The organism is Vibrio sp. A1-1, assembly GCF_021728175.1.
GTDB lineage: Bacteria > Pseudomonadota > Gammaproteobacteria > Enterobacterales > Vibrionaceae > Vibrio > Vibrio diabolicus.
In genome coordinates this window covers 616,499-632,236 of the sequence record NZ_JAKKCL010000001.1, presented here as the reverse complement: position 1 = coordinate 632,236, position 15,738 = coordinate 616,499, and the positions used below count along the sequence as shown (strand labels likewise).

12 protein-coding genes are annotated in these 15,738 nt (G+C 47.4%); 6 read left to right on the top strand and 6 right to left on the bottom strand.

The window, feature by feature from the left end:
• Nucleotides 1–2: 2 nt before the first annotated feature.
• On the top strand, nt 3–944 hold the full coding sequence (locus L3V30_RS02920) for a type II secretion system F family protein (protein ID WP_047008928.1): 942 nt from the start codon (nt 3–5) through the stop codon (nt 942–944).
• Nucleotides 945–964: 20 nt separating this feature from the next.
• Nucleotides 965–1,978 carry a tetratricopeptide repeat protein gene (locus L3V30_RS02915; RefSeq protein ID WP_237308289.1) on the top strand — a complete coding sequence of 338 codons (1,014 nt, stop codon included), beginning with the start codon at nt 965–967 and terminating at the stop codon, nt 1,976–1,978.
• A 100-nt stretch (nt 1,979–2,078) separates the two neighbouring features.
• Here the strand turns inward: L3V30_RS02915 and L3V30_RS02910 are convergent, their stop codons facing one another.
• Together L3V30_RS02910 and chrA are read right to left on the bottom strand one after the other, a co-directional pair.
• Nucleotides 2,079–3,194 (bottom strand): phosphatase PAP2 family protein, encoded by a 1,116-nt coding sequence (locus L3V30_RS02910; protein ID WP_237308288.1) that lies wholly within the window; start codon nt 3,192–3,194, stop codon nt 2,079–2,081.
• A gap of 100 nt (nt 3,195–3,294) precedes the next feature.
• Complete coding sequence (gene chrA / locus L3V30_RS02905) at nt 3,295–4,434, bottom strand: chromate efflux transporter (protein WP_237308287.1); 1,140 nt, start codon at nt 4,432–4,434, stop codon at nt 3,295–3,297.
• An 88-nt stretch (nt 4,435–4,522) separates the two neighbouring features.
• Between chrA and L3V30_RS02900 the strand changes: the two genes are divergently transcribed.
• Complete coding sequence (locus tag L3V30_RS02900; protein ID WP_237308286.1) at nt 4,523–5,467, top strand: LysR family transcriptional regulator; 945 nt, start codon at nt 4,523–4,525, stop codon at nt 5,465–5,467.
• 48 nt (nt 5,468–5,515) lie between these two features.
• Here L3V30_RS02900 and L3V30_RS02895 read toward each other — a convergent pair whose 3' ends face one another.
• The 4 genes from L3V30_RS02895 to ebgR form a co-directional block, all read right to left on the bottom strand.
• Nucleotides 5,516–6,949 carry an amino acid permease gene (locus L3V30_RS02895; RefSeq protein WP_006742400.1) on the bottom strand — a complete coding sequence of 478 codons (1,434 nt, stop codon included), beginning with the start codon at nt 6,947–6,949 and terminating at the stop codon, nt 5,516–5,518.
• Nucleotides 6,950–7,027: 78 nt separating this feature from the next.
• Nucleotides 7,028–7,489 (bottom strand): beta-galactosidase subunit beta, encoded by a 462-nt coding sequence (locus L3V30_RS02890; protein WP_237308285.1) that lies wholly within the window; start codon nt 7,487–7,489, stop codon nt 7,028–7,030.
• Between the two features lie 3 nt (nt 7,490–7,492).
• Nucleotides 7,493–10,591, bottom strand: coding sequence for a beta-galactosidase subunit alpha (ebgA, locus tag L3V30_RS02885; RefSeq protein ID WP_237308284.1), 3,099 nt, complete (start codon nt 10,589–10,591; stop codon nt 7,493–7,495).
• A 347-nt stretch (nt 10,592–10,938) separates the two neighbouring features.
• The gene (gene ebgR / locus L3V30_RS02880) at nt 10,939–11,925 is read right to left on the bottom strand and encodes a transcriptional regulator EbgR (RefSeq protein ID WP_237308283.1); all 987 of its coding nucleotides are present in this window, start codon (nt 11,923–11,925) and stop codon (nt 10,939–10,941) included.
• A gap of 380 nt (nt 11,926–12,305) precedes the next feature.
• Between ebgR and galE the strand changes: the two genes are divergently transcribed.
• The 3 genes from galE (at nt 12,306) to galK (ending at nt 15,731) form a co-directional block, all read left to right on the top strand.
• The gene (gene galE / locus L3V30_RS02875) at nt 12,306–13,325 is read left to right on the top strand and encodes a UDP-glucose 4-epimerase GalE (RefSeq protein ID WP_237308358.1); all 1,020 of its coding nucleotides are present in this window, start codon (nt 12,306–12,308) and stop codon (nt 13,323–13,325) included.
• Nucleotides 13,326–13,408: 83 nt separating this feature from the next.
• Nucleotides 13,409–14,461 (top strand): UDP-glucose--hexose-1-phosphate uridylyltransferase, encoded by a 1,053-nt coding sequence (locus L3V30_RS02870; RefSeq protein WP_237308282.1) that lies wholly within the window; start codon nt 13,409–13,411, stop codon nt 14,459–14,461.
• Between the two features lie 109 nt (nt 14,462–14,570).
• The gene (galK, locus tag L3V30_RS02865) at nt 14,571–15,731 is read left to right on the top strand and encodes a galactokinase (RefSeq protein WP_237308281.1); all 1,161 of its coding nucleotides are present in this window, start codon (nt 14,571–14,573) and stop codon (nt 15,729–15,731) included.
• Nucleotides 15,732–15,738 lie beyond the last annotated feature (7 nt).

Below are 15,738 nucleotides of genomic sequence, written 5' to 3'. Positions count from 1 at the left end.
CTATGGAAAGCATTCAAGGATGGTTAAACGGTTTTGCTGTCGGCCAAGAGACGTTACTCATGGGGTTGATCCTCATCACTACCGTGTTGGTGGTGATGACGCTAGGATCGATAATTATTGGGGTTAATTCGCCAATTAAAAGAAAGTTAGCCGAACTGTCTGGCGACAAAAAAGAAGTCTCTCACCACAACAAAAAAATGGCTGACACATTAGAGTCGTTAGCGCCTTTAACTTCACCAACCAGTGAAAAAGAGCGCCAAACGACACGCAATAAACTGATGCATGCTGGGTTTCATGAAAGCAATGCATTGTCGATGTTCTATGCCATTAAATCGGTCACAACAATACTAGGTGTGATGGTGGCGGCATTGGTGTATTTCTCGATTCCGGAATCTAAATATCTGTACACCTACATGGCGTTATCCGTATTTATTGGGCTTCTGATTCCTGATTTTATTTTGCGCCGAATGGTCAACAAGCGTCAGCAAGCGATTCGTGCAGGTGTGCCCGACATGCTCGATTTGCTGGTGGTTTGTACCGAGTCAGGGCTTGGCTTTAATGCGGCTTTGCGCCGCGTTGCAGACGAGTTGGTTATCTCTCACCCAGAGCTTGCCGATGAAATCGACACGGTGTGCAACAAAATTAAAGCGGGTAAACCAATGCCTGAAGCCTTAAGAGAGCTAGTATTAAGGACAGGGTTAGAAGAATTGATGGGGCTGGTGAGCATGCTTAGCCACGCCTCTCGAATAGGTGGGAGCTTAGTCAACTCCTTGCGTGAGTATACCGAAGACTATAGGGATAAGCGTCAACAAGCAGCAGAAGAAATTGCTGCAAAAATCCCAGTCAAAATGATGTTTCCAATGGTGCTGTTTATTTGGCCATGTTTTTTCATCGTGGCTATTGGACCTGCGTTAATTTCATTGGCTGAGGCATTTTCTAATTAAAAAGCAAAATAGGGATCGTTATGTGGATTAAGAAATACGTCATCATCTCGTTGTTGGTGCTTACCGCATGTTCAACAACTGAACAGTCATCAGACTTCGATTCAACGCTGTACTCAGGTAAGCCCGTTGAGTCACTCACCAATGATGAACCTCCAAAAACAGAGGAGGAGGCAATCTCTCGAGGGGATATTGCATTAAGCAATAAAAATGTCGACTTAGCGTTGTATGAATACATTCGCTCGCTCTCTTTCCCGAATGCGGTCCATAAAGACAAAACCTTATACACCGTGGGGCGTATCCATTTGGCAAGAGAGAATTCAGAACTTGCGGATAAATCATTTCGAGCATCTTTAGCAGAGAACCCTGATAACATTGGTTCCCTCACAGAACTTGGCACTCTGTATACGAAACGTGGCGAAAAGGACGTCGGGAAGAGTTACTACATACGCGCTTTGAATGCTGACCAAATTCGCATGGATGGCGATCCGATTATCACTAAAGACAACATTACTGCAGAGAGCGTTGCAACATATCGCTATGATGATAAATCACCTGTCTCTGCTTACTCCGGTCTAGGTGTGCTTTACGACATTCGTGGCGACCACGATATTGCGCAGGCATTAATTAGAAAAGCGTTGGATATTGATTCAAGAAACGTCAACGCTTTAGTCAGCCTAGGCTATTCCTACTACATGGAAAAAGCTTATTCAAAAGCGGCGCACTTTACTCAAGCTGCGCTGAGCATTAAGCCGGGGGATGAAAAGGGAATCAATAACTTGGGTCTCATTGCACTGGCAAAAGATCAACCACGACAAGCTCTGAGTATTTTTAGTCGACACATGACAGAGCCGGAAGCACTCAACAATGTTGGTTACTTCTTGATCCTTCAAGGCAAACCAGGCGAGGCGATTCCTTATCTACAACAGGCTATTGATAAGAATCCGGCCTACTATGAACTGGCAAATAAAAACTTAGAGCGAGCATTAGCAATGGTAAGAGAGCGAGGGGATACCTCTACCGCGCTTCTCCAATAACTTCACAGTCTATTTAAAAATAAAGCCACTCAGCAAGATGGAGTGGCTTTTTCATTTATGGAGAGTAGTCCGTTGCAAAGGTGTTTGTTCAATTAGCCGTTCATTCGCTTCTTTCAGGGTAAGAAGCATAGCGCCGCAAAGCCCAACCAACTATCTTCCATAACATCACCGTTAAGAGTGTTGCGAGGTAACCATCAATCGCATAATGCCAGGCTAAATGTACCGAACCGATTTGAATGATGACGGCGAAAGCGTAAGCAAAGTAGCCGATGGTTTTGTTGAGTCTATAAATTGATAGCGCCATCAAAACAGCAATGGAAACGTGCAAACTCGGCATTGCCGAAATGCCAGAGCCAATACCATTGGCATTCGCGATGTACTCATCCCAAAGATATTGCTGTGTAGGCAATGCCCATAATTGCCCAGCATCCACATTGGTAAGATATTGGCTTTGGGCTTCGAGCGTTTTCATCAGAGGAACAAACTGTTCATCTCCAGTGATAAGCTCCACGTAGCAAGGACCTGCTGAAGAGAGTAACGTGGCGAAGAAGACACCAAGAATCATCCAAGACAATGCGAACGTGAGTAAAAATTGTTGCCTTACCAACGGGTATTTTTTGTAGATAAGGAAAAAGATAAGTATACCCCACATACAAAAAAACCATGCGTTGTAGGCAACGTTTAGCGCCAGTGAGGCCCAAGCATTGGAGAACAATGCATGGGTCAATTCCCAAGGTGCAAAGCCGAAGTGCAACAGCGTATCAATATTCGCAAAGGTTAGATCCCATTTAAAAGGATTGATGATTGGAATAAGCGATTTCAAAAACGTGTGGTTAGAGAAAATCAGGTTAAGTGCCATCATCGAAACAAACACTGATACAGGGCGGTGCAGTGGAAAAATAAGATGCTTCAGTTTTCGTATGAAGCGCTTTGCTGGCTGTTTTTCTTTGCGCAGTATGAGATAGAAATAATAATAGATACACCAGCTTAAACCTGTGACATACAAAGCTTGCATGAGCGTTTCAAGGTAAGTGGTAAAAGAGTAATCAATAGGGAAATCGAGGTATAAAGAACAAAGATAAATGACAGCAGTCGAGATAAAGCAATAGGTGTAGAAAATCTTATCGCTCAATAACTCGTTCTTCATAGACTGGAGCCAAGTCGCTGCTTTTTGCTGCCAACTTACGTTGATCTGGTAATTGTTGTCTTGTTCCATCGATGATCCATCATCTCTATCCTTCCAATGTCATTAAGCTTAGTTGAGAAAACGGGCACTTGTATTTAAGTGCCCGCTAAGAGTTTGTCGTTTAAGATTTTTACATTATGCCCGTGACAAGGCCTGCCGCCACAAAAAACACGATCATCCACAGCACCGAAAGGTTGAGTTTTTTATGTAGATAGAAACCCGAAATCACTAACGCCATGTCGATGGGAGTAACAACTGCGCTGCTAAATACTGGCTGGTAAAGTGCCGCGAGTAGTAACCCTACTACCGAGGCATTTACACCGTTGATGGCGCCGGAGACCAGCGGTTTGCCTGCCAGTGCTTGCCAGTTTTTAAGAACGCCAAGCAGTAAAAGAAAACCTGGGAGGAATACGCCAAGCGTTGCGATCAGCGCGCCTAAAATTGGCGTATCCGAAAGCTCATAGCCGATAAAAGTCGCAAAGGTGAACATTGGCCCCGGTACAGCTTGTGCAGCGGCGTAGCCTGTTAAAAATGCATCTTGGCTAAGCTGGTCACCAACAATGTTTTGCAGAAGCGGCAGAACCACATGACCGCCACCAAACACTAGGCTACCAGCTTGGAAAAAATCACTAAACAGCCCAAGCAAAGGCAACGTATGAGCCACTAACGGTAAGCCGAGTAAAAGCACCGCAAATAGAGCCAATGGCGCGATAGACGGTTTAAACGGCTCGGTTGATGGCGCGGAGTCTTTCTTCAGATATCGCATGCCGACAAAACCTGCTGCGAGCAACACGAACATTTGCGTCATGATGCTTGGTGCCACCAGCAACGCAATCGCAGTCGCGACGCACAAACCCGCGGTCAGTTTGCTTTGGCAGAAGTTTTTGTACATGCCCCAAGTCGCATCCGCCACGACGACGACTGCGAGCAGTTTTAGGCCGTGAACGATGTTTTGGAACACAGCGGTGTCGGTGATTTGGCTGCTTACCATCGCCAGTGCCAACATAATGATCACCGAAGGAAGCGTGAATCCGACAAATGCTGCGCATGAGCCACTTAAACCGCCGCGCTTATAACCCAATGCAAAGCCGACTTGGCTTGATCCCGGTCCCGGCAAAAACTGACTGAGTGCGACGATTTGTGCGTACTCGCTGTCATCAAGCCATTTCAGTTTCTCAACAAAGGTTTGGCGAAAATAACCAATATGAGCCGCAGGGCCGCCGAAGCTGAACCAACCCAGCCAGAAAAAAGTTTTGAAGATGGTGAACATGTCGAGCCTGTTTATCTAAAAAGCATTGCTGCTAATTTATCGGATGCTCTAAAATGACTCAAATTGATAGATTTAATTTCATTTATGAATGAAATGGGATGAGGATGTTGAGGTGAAAGAGGACATTCAGTGGCGCAACATTGACTTGAACTTATTGGTGACGTTTTCCTACTTGTATCGCCATCGAAGCGTTAGCGTCGCGGCAGAGAAAAGTTACGTTAGCCAGTCGGCGATGAGTCATAGTTTGTCTCGTTTAAGGTTGTTGTTTGACGACCCGCTTTTTGAGCGAAAAGGACACAAGATGGAGCCCACCGAGCACGCTCACCACATCGCGCCAACTGTGCATCACTTGTTGGATTCTATCGCCAAAGACTTGCTCACTAAGTCTGCCTTCCAACCTGAAAATTACGCGGGTGTATGTCGCATTGGGTTAACGGATTATGCCGAGTTTATTTTTGCTCCTCTGCTTTATGACGAAATACGCCAGCGCGCACCAGAGGCCCAGATCAGTTTTATTAACGTCAATCGTAGCAACTACGTGGCATTAACTGAGCACGAAAAGCTCGATGTTATTATTGGCAGCATGCCAGTGTTGGATGACAACTTTGAGAGCTTGTACTTGTACACGGAAAAGCACGTGTGCATGTGTGATAAACAGGTATTGAAAGGGGAAACACAGCTGTCTCTGGAAGCGTTCGCTAACATAGAGCAAGCTCTGGTAAGTCCCGATGGGAGCTTAAAGACACAAGTAGACCAAAAGCTCGCAGAGCATGGCTTGAGCCGTAAAGTCACCGTGGCGTCGCGCAACTTTCTCACTATTCGGCATTTATTGAAAAAGCGCGATCTCATTGCCATCGTGCCAGAAAAAATGGCGTTGGCGGAGGGCTTTTCGGACGATCTCATTACTGTTAAGCCGCCGATCGCCGTTGCGGATTTTGATATTGCCATGCTGTGGCATTCAAGCCGAAACAATGAAGAAAAAGGGATTTGGCTACGCGAATTAGTTTCTTCGACCATCACCTCTCACATATAAAAAAGGGCACCAAAGGGTGCCCAGAATGTTTGTCATTGAGAGTCAGTGTTATACCGCTTGCGAAGCTGGCGCGGCTTCTTTTATACGCTCTTCTTGATTCAATGATTTTTCGTATTGGCTGTACTTCCACCAAGCAAAGCCAAGGAAAATCACGATACCGCCAACGTTGTAGAAAATGATGGTCATGATGTCGGCCCCTGTAGGGAAGGTCGATGCTAAGAAACCAACCGTAAAGATAGCGATCAGTACCGATACGGTAGCGATGCCCATTTTGCGTGAGCCCATTTTGAAATCACGCTCGACGTGATCCAGTTTCAAGCGCAGATTCAGGTACGCCAGCATGATGAACAGTGGTGGGAGCATCGAGGCGGCAGCGGTCATGTTGATCACCGTGTTCATCAGATCTTGAGCGGTGTTAGAACCTAATGTTGGGATGATCATCAATGGAATGACGATAAGGAACTGATACCAAGCTGCGCGAGCTGGTACGCCGTTTTCGTTCAGCTCTACGGTTTTCTTACCAAAAATGCCTTCTGGAATCTCAGAGAAGAAGATTTTCACTGGCGTTGCTGTCCACATCAGTAGAGAGCCAAACATAGCGGTAAAGGATACCAAGCCTACGAAGCGGTTCATCAATACTTCTGGCAAACCAAAGTACGCAGCCAAACCTTCAAATACTTGTACCGAGCCACCCGTGTATTTTAGGGTTTCGCTAGGAACAAACACGTTAATCAAAACAGACGCGACTGAGTAAAGCACACCGATAAAGATACCTGCGATGATGATGACTTTAACAAACGATTTCGAGCCGCCTTTCACATCGTTTACGTAAACCGCGACCGATTCCGCACCGCCTGCCGCCATAAAGATCCATGTAGTAATGCCTAAAAATGCCCAGCTGAAATCAGGGATCATCGCTTCTACAGTAATTGGGTCAGCCGGTTCTACGCCGCCGATCAACGCTGCGCCAGCCAGTAAAATGTACGACATTGTCAGTAGCAGCATGAGGGAGGAGGTCACCGACGTAATTGGCCCCAACATTTTCGCGCCGTTTGTCGATACGTAGGTCGCAAACGCAAACAAAATCATACTGAGCACGGTAGTGGTGAATGGCGTCAGAATGTATTCATAGCCTAAGAACGCGTAAGACGCATAAGCGATAACGCGCGGTAGCAAAGACGTGAAGAAGAATAGGTTAACGAACCAATAAGTGTAGGCAGAGATAAACGCCCAGCGACCGCCGAGTGAGCTTTTTACCCATGCGTAGACACCCGCTTCAGAATCTTTATTCAGAGATACGAATTCTGCGATGATCAAACAGAAAGGGATGAAATAAAAAATGGTCGCCAGAAAGAACATTGGCGCAGAAGCTAGACCGATCTCGATGTTGTTATTGATTACGTTATTAAAGCTAAATACTGCAGCAAAGGTGAGGGACAACAACCCGAATTTGCCTATCGTATTACGTTTGGATTCAGACATGTTCTATCTCCGGTGAATCACGTTGGAATTGTAGGGAGGAAGGGCTTGTAATGCTGTGACCACAGCCCTTCTCTTGTTTTATTTATTTAGGAAGTAGCCATCTTCGATGGTCACTTTGAGCACGACTTTTCTTACGCGGTTGTCTCCGTGGAAGCGGTACGCTTCACTGTTTTCAAAAATCGCCACTTGGCCTTCGCAAAGCTCACGTGTTTCACCCTGACCAGAAAAAAATTCGCGGTCGGTTTCATCACGATAAGCTTGTTCTAGTGTTAACGCGGTTTTATCCGCGAACTCAACGGTTTCTCGGCCTTCGAGGTGGTAATGCACATCGAAGTAACGACGGTTACCGATGAACATTTCGGTTTGTTTCGCGATGCCATCTTCAACCATGTAAACCAGTGAATCGCCAATCGAGTGCATCACGCCATCTTTGATGTTGCCGATGTTGCCGATGTTGCCAATGGCTTCCACACAGCGGTTCCATTTACGACCGTTGCGATATACCTGTTTGAATTGCTCTAAGCTGTCTAACACGATCATGGGTTACGCCTCGTTGACTGATTGAGTATTGGTTTGAGTGAAAAACGCGTTGTCGAAATCATGGTTTGCCATCACTTGTGCGTTGCAATCGCCTGCTTGCAGAGGCATCAGCGTCAAACCGTAACGGAACTCGTCCATGTACACGCGGTAAGAGTCGAGCACTTCGCTGCCCCATGAGTTCGAGCCTAACCCCATCACTTGATGGTCAAGGTTGAGGGTGATGTAGCCACTCTTTTCTAGCTCGATCGTATGTTGCGCTTCATGCAGATTTTGGTTGGTGTAGAACCACGCACTGAAGTTGATTTCTTGCTGAGGTTTCACCAATAACCCTGTGCCATGACGGTTGGTGAGTGAGGCCCAGCGCACGTGTTGGCGGTTGCCGTTGTTTTGCGGGAACGGGTAGTTCTCGAACATGTCCTCGACGGTGCTGTGGTAAACATCAATGAGGTTAGCTTGGCGACTGTCTTGGTAGTTTTCTTCTGGGCCACGACCGTAGTAACTCACTTGGTCAAAGCTGCCGTTAATGCCCAAATCCAAGCCGATGACCGGAATCACGTGAGGGTAGTCGCCGTAACGTTCGCCACTCAGTTCCACGTTCAAATGGCCTTGAGCATTGATTTGATAGCGATAGGTACAACGCATGCCAAAATCAAAGACCGGCGGCGCAATGATGCTGGTGGTCGTAATCAAGACGGAATCATTGGTTGCTTCCACAGCAAGTGTGCGGAAGTGCTCCTGCATGATTTGCAGATGCGCTGGATGCCACAAACCTTCATACTCTTGTTTGTGGTTATCAATCATCGGTTTGAAGAAGTTCAGTCTAGGCTCTGATTGAATGATCTCTTCGCCATTTACGCGCCAAGAAGTCAGCTTGCCGTTTACTTTCGAGAAAGTAAGCGCGAAGTTATGACCTGTGATCACGTGCTCTAGGCGGCTTTCTTCAAGCGCCAAGGGTTGAATATTGTGGTTGACCAGCGCAGGCAACGTCGCGGTGTTTTCTTTCAGTTGGAACTGATACACCGCAATTTCATGGTTGGCTTCGCTGTAAAGCGTGCGACTGTCTTTGCGTACGGTGAAGTTAACAAAGGCTTCGCGCTCATCCAATTCTGGCAAGTCGATGGTCACTTCACGTTCGCTGTTGGCGACCAAAGCTTCGACTTTGAATTGCACGCTACGCAGGGTTTCACCTTCGGCACGCACGTCAGCAATAATGGTGTAATCATCGAGGCTGGTGAACCACAATTTGTTCTCAACGATAAAGCGGTCATGGCAACCTTCAACGGCGCGGATTTTCACCGGTGCAATGACTTGTTTGTATTCTTTGAGACCTGGGCCTGGGGTTTGATCTGGGTAAATCAGACCATCCATGCAGAAGTTGTAGTTGTTTGGGTAGTCGCCGTAATCGCCGCCATATTTGTAGAACTCTTGGCCGTGTTCATCACGCGCTAGAATGCCGTGATCACACCATTCCCAAACGTAGTGACCTTGAATGTGGTCGTGCGCATAGAACACATTTTGATATTCGGTTAAACCACCCGGTCCGTTACCCATCGCGTGGGCGTATTCGCAGATGATGCGTGGCTTCTCGTGTGGGTGCTCGCCAAAGTAATTCATCAGTTGTGCGCGCGAGTACATAGTGGAAATCACATCCACCACTTCAGCATCGCGGTCTTCTTCGTAGTGAACCAAACGGTTGTCATCAAGGGCTTTGGTTGCGGCGTACATGGCGCGGATGTTACAGCCATAACCCGATTCGTTACCGAGTGACCACATGATGATCGAAGGGTGGTTCTTTTGCGCATGAACATGACGCACTGCGCGATCGACAAACACCGCTTCCCAAGCAGGATCATTGGTGATACGGCTCAGGTCGCCAACGTTGGCAAAGCCGTGGGTTTCCACATCGGTTTCTGCCATCACAAACAGGCCGTAAATATCACACAACTCGTAGAAGCGTGGGTCGTTCGGGTAGTGTGCGGTGCGAACTGAGTTGATGTTGTGTTGCTTCATCAAAATCAGATCTTTTTCCACTCGGTCCATGCCCACTGCGCGACCTTTTAGGTGGTCGTTGTCATGACGGTTGACACCATGCAGCATCACGTATTGATTGTTGATGTAAAACAGGCCATCACGCACCTTGATATCACGGAAACCCACGCGTTGTGGGATCACTTCCACTACGTTGCCTTGGTGATCTTTTAAGGTGATGAACAAGTGGTAAAGGTAAGGGTTTTCAGCCGTCCAATGCGTTGGATTCACCATATCAATCGCAAAGCTTGTTGAGTGGTGGTTTTGGATAGTCATTGAATCGCATTGACCACTGGCTACGACAGTGCCTTTGTCATGCAGCGCGTATTCCAGCGTATAGCCTGACGCGATAGCGGTGGAAAGGTTTTCTAATTCGACTTGAGCACTGAGCGTCGCACTTTGGTAATCGTCGGCGAAATCGGTGCGAATGGTGAGATCTTGGACGTGAATCTGCTCTTTGCCCATAAGATAAACATCGCGGAAGATCCCCGCCGTCCACCACATGTCTTGGTCTTCAATGTAAGTGGAATCGGCCCACTGCATCACTCGTACAGAGAGTAAGTTTTCGCCTTGTTGGACGAACTTGGAAATGTCGAATTCCGCTGTGAGTCGGCTGCCTTTACTAAAGCCGACGTACTCGCCGTTTACGTACACTTCAAAGTAGGTTTCCACGCCATCGAACTTGATGATGGTTTGTTGGTTATCCCACTGTGGACCAAGTGTAAATGTGCGTTGATAAGCGCCCGTTGGGTTGTCGGTTGGTACAAACGGGACGTCGATCGGGAATGGGAAGCCTTCATCGGTGTATTGCAGATCGCCGTGGCCTTCCATTTGCCACATGTTTGGGACGGTAATGTGTCCCCAGTCGTTCATTGTTTGTGAGTAAAACTCATCAGGTACCAACATTGGGTTGGTGAAATAACGGAATGTCCATTGGCCGCTGAGCAACATAAAGCGGCGACTCAGTTCACGTTGAAAGGTTTGTGCGCTCTGAACAGAGTCGTAGGAGAAAAAGTACGCACGTGGTGCCATACGATTCTCGTGTAAGTGTTGGAAGTTTTCCCAATTGTTCACGTTTTGATCTCCCCTCGGCTTGGTGCGCTTATGTTGGAGTGCGGATTGGTTTCATCGCGGCTCAACATCAGTGCAAAAACAACGGCCGATGTATTGTGAAAAATGCTTATGAATAATCTGAGAAAGATATTAGTAAAAGTTTTACTAAAATAAATTAGTGAAAACGTTTTACTTTAACTTGGTCACGTTTTAAATGACCAATGTTGAGCAAGATGTGATCAGAGTAAAGGAATGCGTTCTAGATTGTTTTGGAAAGTAAAAACAGTAAAAATTCGGTAGAAAATAAAAGAAGAAATAAAAAAGCACTGAAAATTCAGTGCCTTATTTGAGCAGTTTTGAGGGTGTTTTTATCGAGTTGTGCCGCGTAGCTTGAGCTTGCTTGGAACGTACACTTGAAGGGGCAGTGCGCGTCCGTCACGGTATTTTTCTACTAACAAGTTTACGCCTTGAATCCCCATCATTTCAGAATGAATACGAACGGTAGATAGAGGAGGGAAGGTAAAACGCGCGGTAGGAATGTCGTTCACGCTGATCAGCGCAATATCATCAGGAATGTTTAAACCAAACTCATGCACTGCTCGTAACACACCAATCGCAATGGAGTCCGAAGCAATGAACATCGCTTTTGGGAAATCGCCTTTGGCCAGCATCTCTTTCGCTAAGTCATAACCGGACAAGCTAGAGAAATCGCCACGATAAATGTCGTCTTCAGAAACCACACCTTTTAGACTGCCGTAGTCCACAAACGCATTTTCACGAATGTCTGCGGTGTTGGGCTCGTCTTGTCCACCAATAAAGCCGATGCGCTCGTAGCCTTGTTGTACAAAGAAATCAACCACTTGCTTGCTGATTCTTACAAGGTCGATATCAACGCAATCGTAAGGAATAGTTGGATCTGAAAAGTCAATGTAACAGATGCTATCGGCCAGGCGTTTAGGTAACTTATTGACCACCTTTTGGTCGACTTTCCCGACTAAAAGGACACCCGTAATCTTTTGCGTTTCAACATCAATTTCGCTGTTGTAGCAATTGGTTAGCGTAATGCCGAGTTTGTCGCACTGAGTTTCAATCCCATGACGAATCGACAAGTAGTACGGGTCGTTCACTTCTGCTTCTTGTTTGTAATTGTACAAGGCCAAAAAGTGATGTTTTTGCTTGGCTTCTTTGGTGGCTTTCTTCGAGCTGCTGGTGCGGTACTCCAGCTTTTCTGCGATTTCTAAAATGCGGCGTTTGGTTTCTTCTTTAACGCTCAACGTCGGATCGTCATTCAAAACTCGCGATACGGTTGCAAGTGAGACGCCCGCTTCAGTGGCGATATCTTTTAGTGTTGCCATGTACATTTCCCGTTGGCATTGCTCACAGTCCAAGTGAGAACTCAATAATCTGGCTATTGTAAACAGCTACTTAGGGATGCACAAACTTTTAGTAAAATCGTGCGATCCACGAAAGAGAGCGGTATCTGCTCGACTCATCTTCACTGCTCATCATCTTCTTGGTTTAATTTAACTAAAGTCAGCATCTAAAATACGGCTTTTTTGTAATTTTGTGGAAACGTTTACACAATTTGAATTCGATCACGGATCTGGATCGAGATTGGTTGCTAGACTTTTAGCCAGTTAAGAAATGGGCGTACCGATTCGATGCAATGGCGATTGGCTTTTAGCGCATCAGAGTGAGGTGTGAACAGAAAGCAGCAAACGTGGAGAAGCAAAAAGTGAAAGTTCTTGTCACAGGCGGTATGGGATACATCGGTAGTCACACTTGCGTTCAGATGATTGAAGCGGGAATGGAACCTATCATCGTTGATAACTTGTGTAACGCCAAACTGGAAGTGTTAAACCGTATTGAAGCGCTGACTGGCAAACAGCCTGCGTTCCACCAAGGTGACATCCGTGACGAAGCCTTTTTGGATACGGTATTCGCGCAGCACGACATCCAAGCCGTGATCCACTTTGCTGGCCTCAAAGCAGTTGGCGAATCGGTGGCAAAACCACTTGAGTACTACGACAACAACGTCAATGGCTCATTGGTGTTAGCGCGCAGCATGCGTAAAGCGGGCGTGAAAAGCATCGTATTCAGTTCATCGGCAACGGTTTACGGTGACCCAGAAATAGTGCCGATTACGGAAGATTCGCCAACAGGCGCAGCGATCAACCCATACGGACGCAGCAAATATATGGTGGAGCAGTGCTTAAGCGATCTGTTCCATGCTGAAAACGACTGGAGCATCACCTTACTGCGTTACTTCAACCCAGTTGGCGCGCACCCATCGGGCTGCATGGGGGAAGACCCACAAGGAATTCCCAATAACCTGATGCCATTTATCGCCCAAGTCGCTGTTGGCCGCCGAGAAAAACTCGCGGTATTCGGTAGCGACTATCCAACCCCTGACGGCACTGGCGTACGTGATTACATCCATGTGATGGATCTGGCCGACGGCCATATTGCGGCTTTGAAATCGGTGGGTGAGAAATCGGGTTTGCACATTTACAACTTAGGTACAGGTAAAGGCTCGAGCGTACTTGAGATGGTGGATGCGTTCGCGACCGCTTGCGGTAAACCAGTGCCTTACGAGTTATGCCCGCGTCGTCCTGGGGATATTGCTGAATGTTGGGCAAGCACGGAAAAAGCCGAGCGTGAACTAGGCTGGAAAGCAACACGCACGGTGGCTGAAATGACCGCCGATACGTGGAACTGGCAGTCAAAAAATCCCAATGGCTATTCCCCAGAGTAATTGTAGTCGCCGCGTTGCCATCTGCGCTTCTCACGGTTTTGGGAAGCTGAGTTTGAAGAATTTTAAAGAGTTGAGTAAGTAACATGTCGAATGTCGAATTTAACCCAGTGGATCATCCACACCGCCGTTACAACCCTCTGACTGGGCAATGGATTTTGGTTTCACCTCACCGTGCAAAACGCCCTTGGAGCGGCGCAGATGAAAAGCCCACATTGGATGAGCTACCAAGCTATGACGGTAAATGTTTCCTTTGTCCAACCAACGAACGTATCTCTGGCGATGTCAATCCAGACTACCAAGGCACCTATGTGTTCAATAACGATTTTGCTGCGCTGATGGTGGATTCACCAGATGCACCAGAGTCAAACAACCCGCTATTCAAAACGCAAGGCGTGCGTGGTTTGAGCCGAGTGATTTGCTTCTCGCCAGATCACAGCAAAACCTTACCGGAGCTGCCAGTGGATAAAATTCGTGGCGTGATTGATACATGGAATGAGCAAATTGAAGAGCTCGGCAAAGAGTACGTTTGGGTTCAGGCGTTCGAAAACAAAGGTGAAACCATGGGCTGTTCTCAGCCGCATCCACACGGTCAAATCTGGGCGAACAGCTTCTTACCAAATGAGATCGAGCGCAAAGAGCATAACCTAAAAGCCTACTACCAAGAACACGGCAGCAACTTGCTGGTGGATTACGTACAAGCGGAACTCAAAGACGGTTCACGTATTGTGGTGGAAACCGAACACTGGCTGGCCGTCGTGCCTTACTGGGCCGCGTGGCCGTTCGAAACTATGTTGTTGCCGAAAACGCACATTCGTCGCATGAGCGAACTCAACGATGAGCAACGAGACGATTTAGCGCTAGCGATCAAGAAGCTGACCAGCCGTTACGACAATTTATTCCAATGCTCTTTCCCTTACTCGATGGGCTGGCACTACGCGCCGTTTTTTGACCAAGGCACAGACATCGACCATTGGCAGCTTCATGCACTTTTTTATCCGCCACTACTGCGCAGTGCCACGGTTCGTAAGTTCATGGTGGGCTACGAAATGCTGGCAGAAAGCCAACGTGACCTCACCGCAGAGCAAGCGGCGCAGCGTCTGCGTGATGTGAGTGATGTCCACTACAAAGAATGCTAAGTCTTTAAATTGGACTGATTACGAATAACGGGATAGCGCGACTTTACAGATAGAAAGTGAGGCTCAACGCGCTATCCCACACAAATTACTATTTTAAGAGAACGTCCCTATGTCTGAACTTATCCAAAATGTGAAAGCGTCATTTGAGCAAGTGTTGGGCTACGCACCTAGCCATATTATCCAAGCGCCTGGTCGTGTGAACTTGATTGGTGAGCACACCGATTACAACGATGGTTTTGTCCTACCGTGTGCCATTAACTACCAAACGGTCGTGGCGGCGGCAAAGCGTGAAGACAATATCGTGCGTGTGGTATCGGTCGATTACGGTAACGCAATGGACGAATTCGATATCACGCAAGCCATTACCTTCCAGCAAGACAAAATGTGGGCGAACTACATTCGCGGCGTGGTGAAGTGTCTTCTGGCGCGTGGCTACCAGTTTACTGGGGCGGATATTTCAGTCAGCGGCAACGTACCTCAAGGCGCGGGTTTGAGCTCATCGGCGGCATTGGAAGTGGTGATCGGTCAAACGTTTAAAGTGCTGTTCAATCTAGAAATCAGCCAAGCGGAAATTGCGCTAAACGGCCAGCAAGCTGAGAACGAATTCGTCGGTTGTAACTGCGGCATCATGGACCAAATGATTTCAGCGGAAGGGCGTGAAAATCACGCGATGCTATTGGACTGCCGTAGCCTAGAAACGGAATCGGTTTCCATGCCAGAAGAGATGGCAGTCGTGATCATCAACTCGAATAAAAAACGTGGTTTGGTCGACAGTGAATACAACACTCGTCGTCAGCAATGTGAAGAAGCGGCGCGCATTTTCGGTGTGAAAGCTTTGCGTGATGTGACGATTGAGCAGTTCAACGAGAAAGTCGCTGAGCTGGATGAAATGGTGGCCAAGCGTGCTCGTCACGTCATCACAGAAAATGATCGTACTGTGGAAGCGGCGCAAGCGCTACGAGCACACGACATGAAGCGCATGGGTGAGTTGATGGCCGAGTCTCATGCATCGATGCGCGATGATTTCGAAATCACGGTAAAAGAAATCGATACGCTGGTGGAGATAGTCAAAGAGGTGATCGGCGATCAAGGCGGCGTGCGCATGACTGGCGGTGGCTTTGGTGGCTGCATCGTGGCACTTGTACCGCCAGCACTGGTTGATGACGTGAAAGCGGCAGTTGAAGCGAAGTACCAAGCGGCTACGGGCTTAAAAGAGTCGATTTATGTCTGCCAACCCAAAAATGGTGCTGGCTTGGTTGAAGTGCTGTAAGGAATGA

What these genes read in the sequence shown, in the direction of transcription:
- L3V30_RS02915 (WP_237308289.1), top strand. Translation starts at nt 965, where the DNA reads ATGTGGATTAAGAAATACGTCATCATCTCGTTGTTGGTGCTTACCGCA.
- L3V30_RS02870 (WP_237308282.1), top strand. Translation starts at nt 13,409, where the DNA reads ATGTCGAATGTCGAATTTAACCCAGTGGATCATCCACACCGCCGTTAC.
- ebgR (WP_237308283.1), bottom strand. Translation starts at nt 11,925, where the DNA reads ATGGCAACACTAAAAGATATCGCCACTGAAGCGGGCGTCTCACTTGCA.
- L3V30_RS02920 (WP_047008928.1), top strand. Translation starts at nt 3, where the DNA reads ATGGAAAGCATTCAAGGATGGTTAAACGGTTTTGCTGTCGGCCAAGAG.
- L3V30_RS02910 (WP_237308288.1), bottom strand. Translation starts at nt 3,194, where the DNA reads ATGGAACAAGACAACAATTACCAGATCAACGTAAGTTGGCAGCAAAAA.
- galK (WP_237308281.1), top strand. Translation starts at nt 14,571, where the DNA reads ATGTCTGAACTTATCCAAAATGTGAAAGCGTCATTTGAGCAAGTGTTG.
- L3V30_RS02890 (WP_237308285.1), bottom strand. Translation starts at nt 7,489, where the DNA reads ATGATCGTGTTAGACAGCTTAGAGCAATTCAAACAGGTATATCGCAAC.
- chrA (WP_237308287.1), bottom strand. Translation starts at nt 4,434, where the DNA reads ATGTTCACCATCTTCAAAACTTTTTTCTGGCTGGGTTGGTTCAGCTTC.
- L3V30_RS02895 (WP_006742400.1), bottom strand. Translation starts at nt 6,949, where the DNA reads ATGTCTGAATCCAAACGTAATACGATAGGCAAATTCGGGTTGTTGTCC.
- L3V30_RS02900 (WP_237308286.1), top strand. Translation starts at nt 4,523, where the DNA reads ATGAAATGGGATGAGGATGTTGAGGTGAAAGAGGACATTCAGTGGCGC.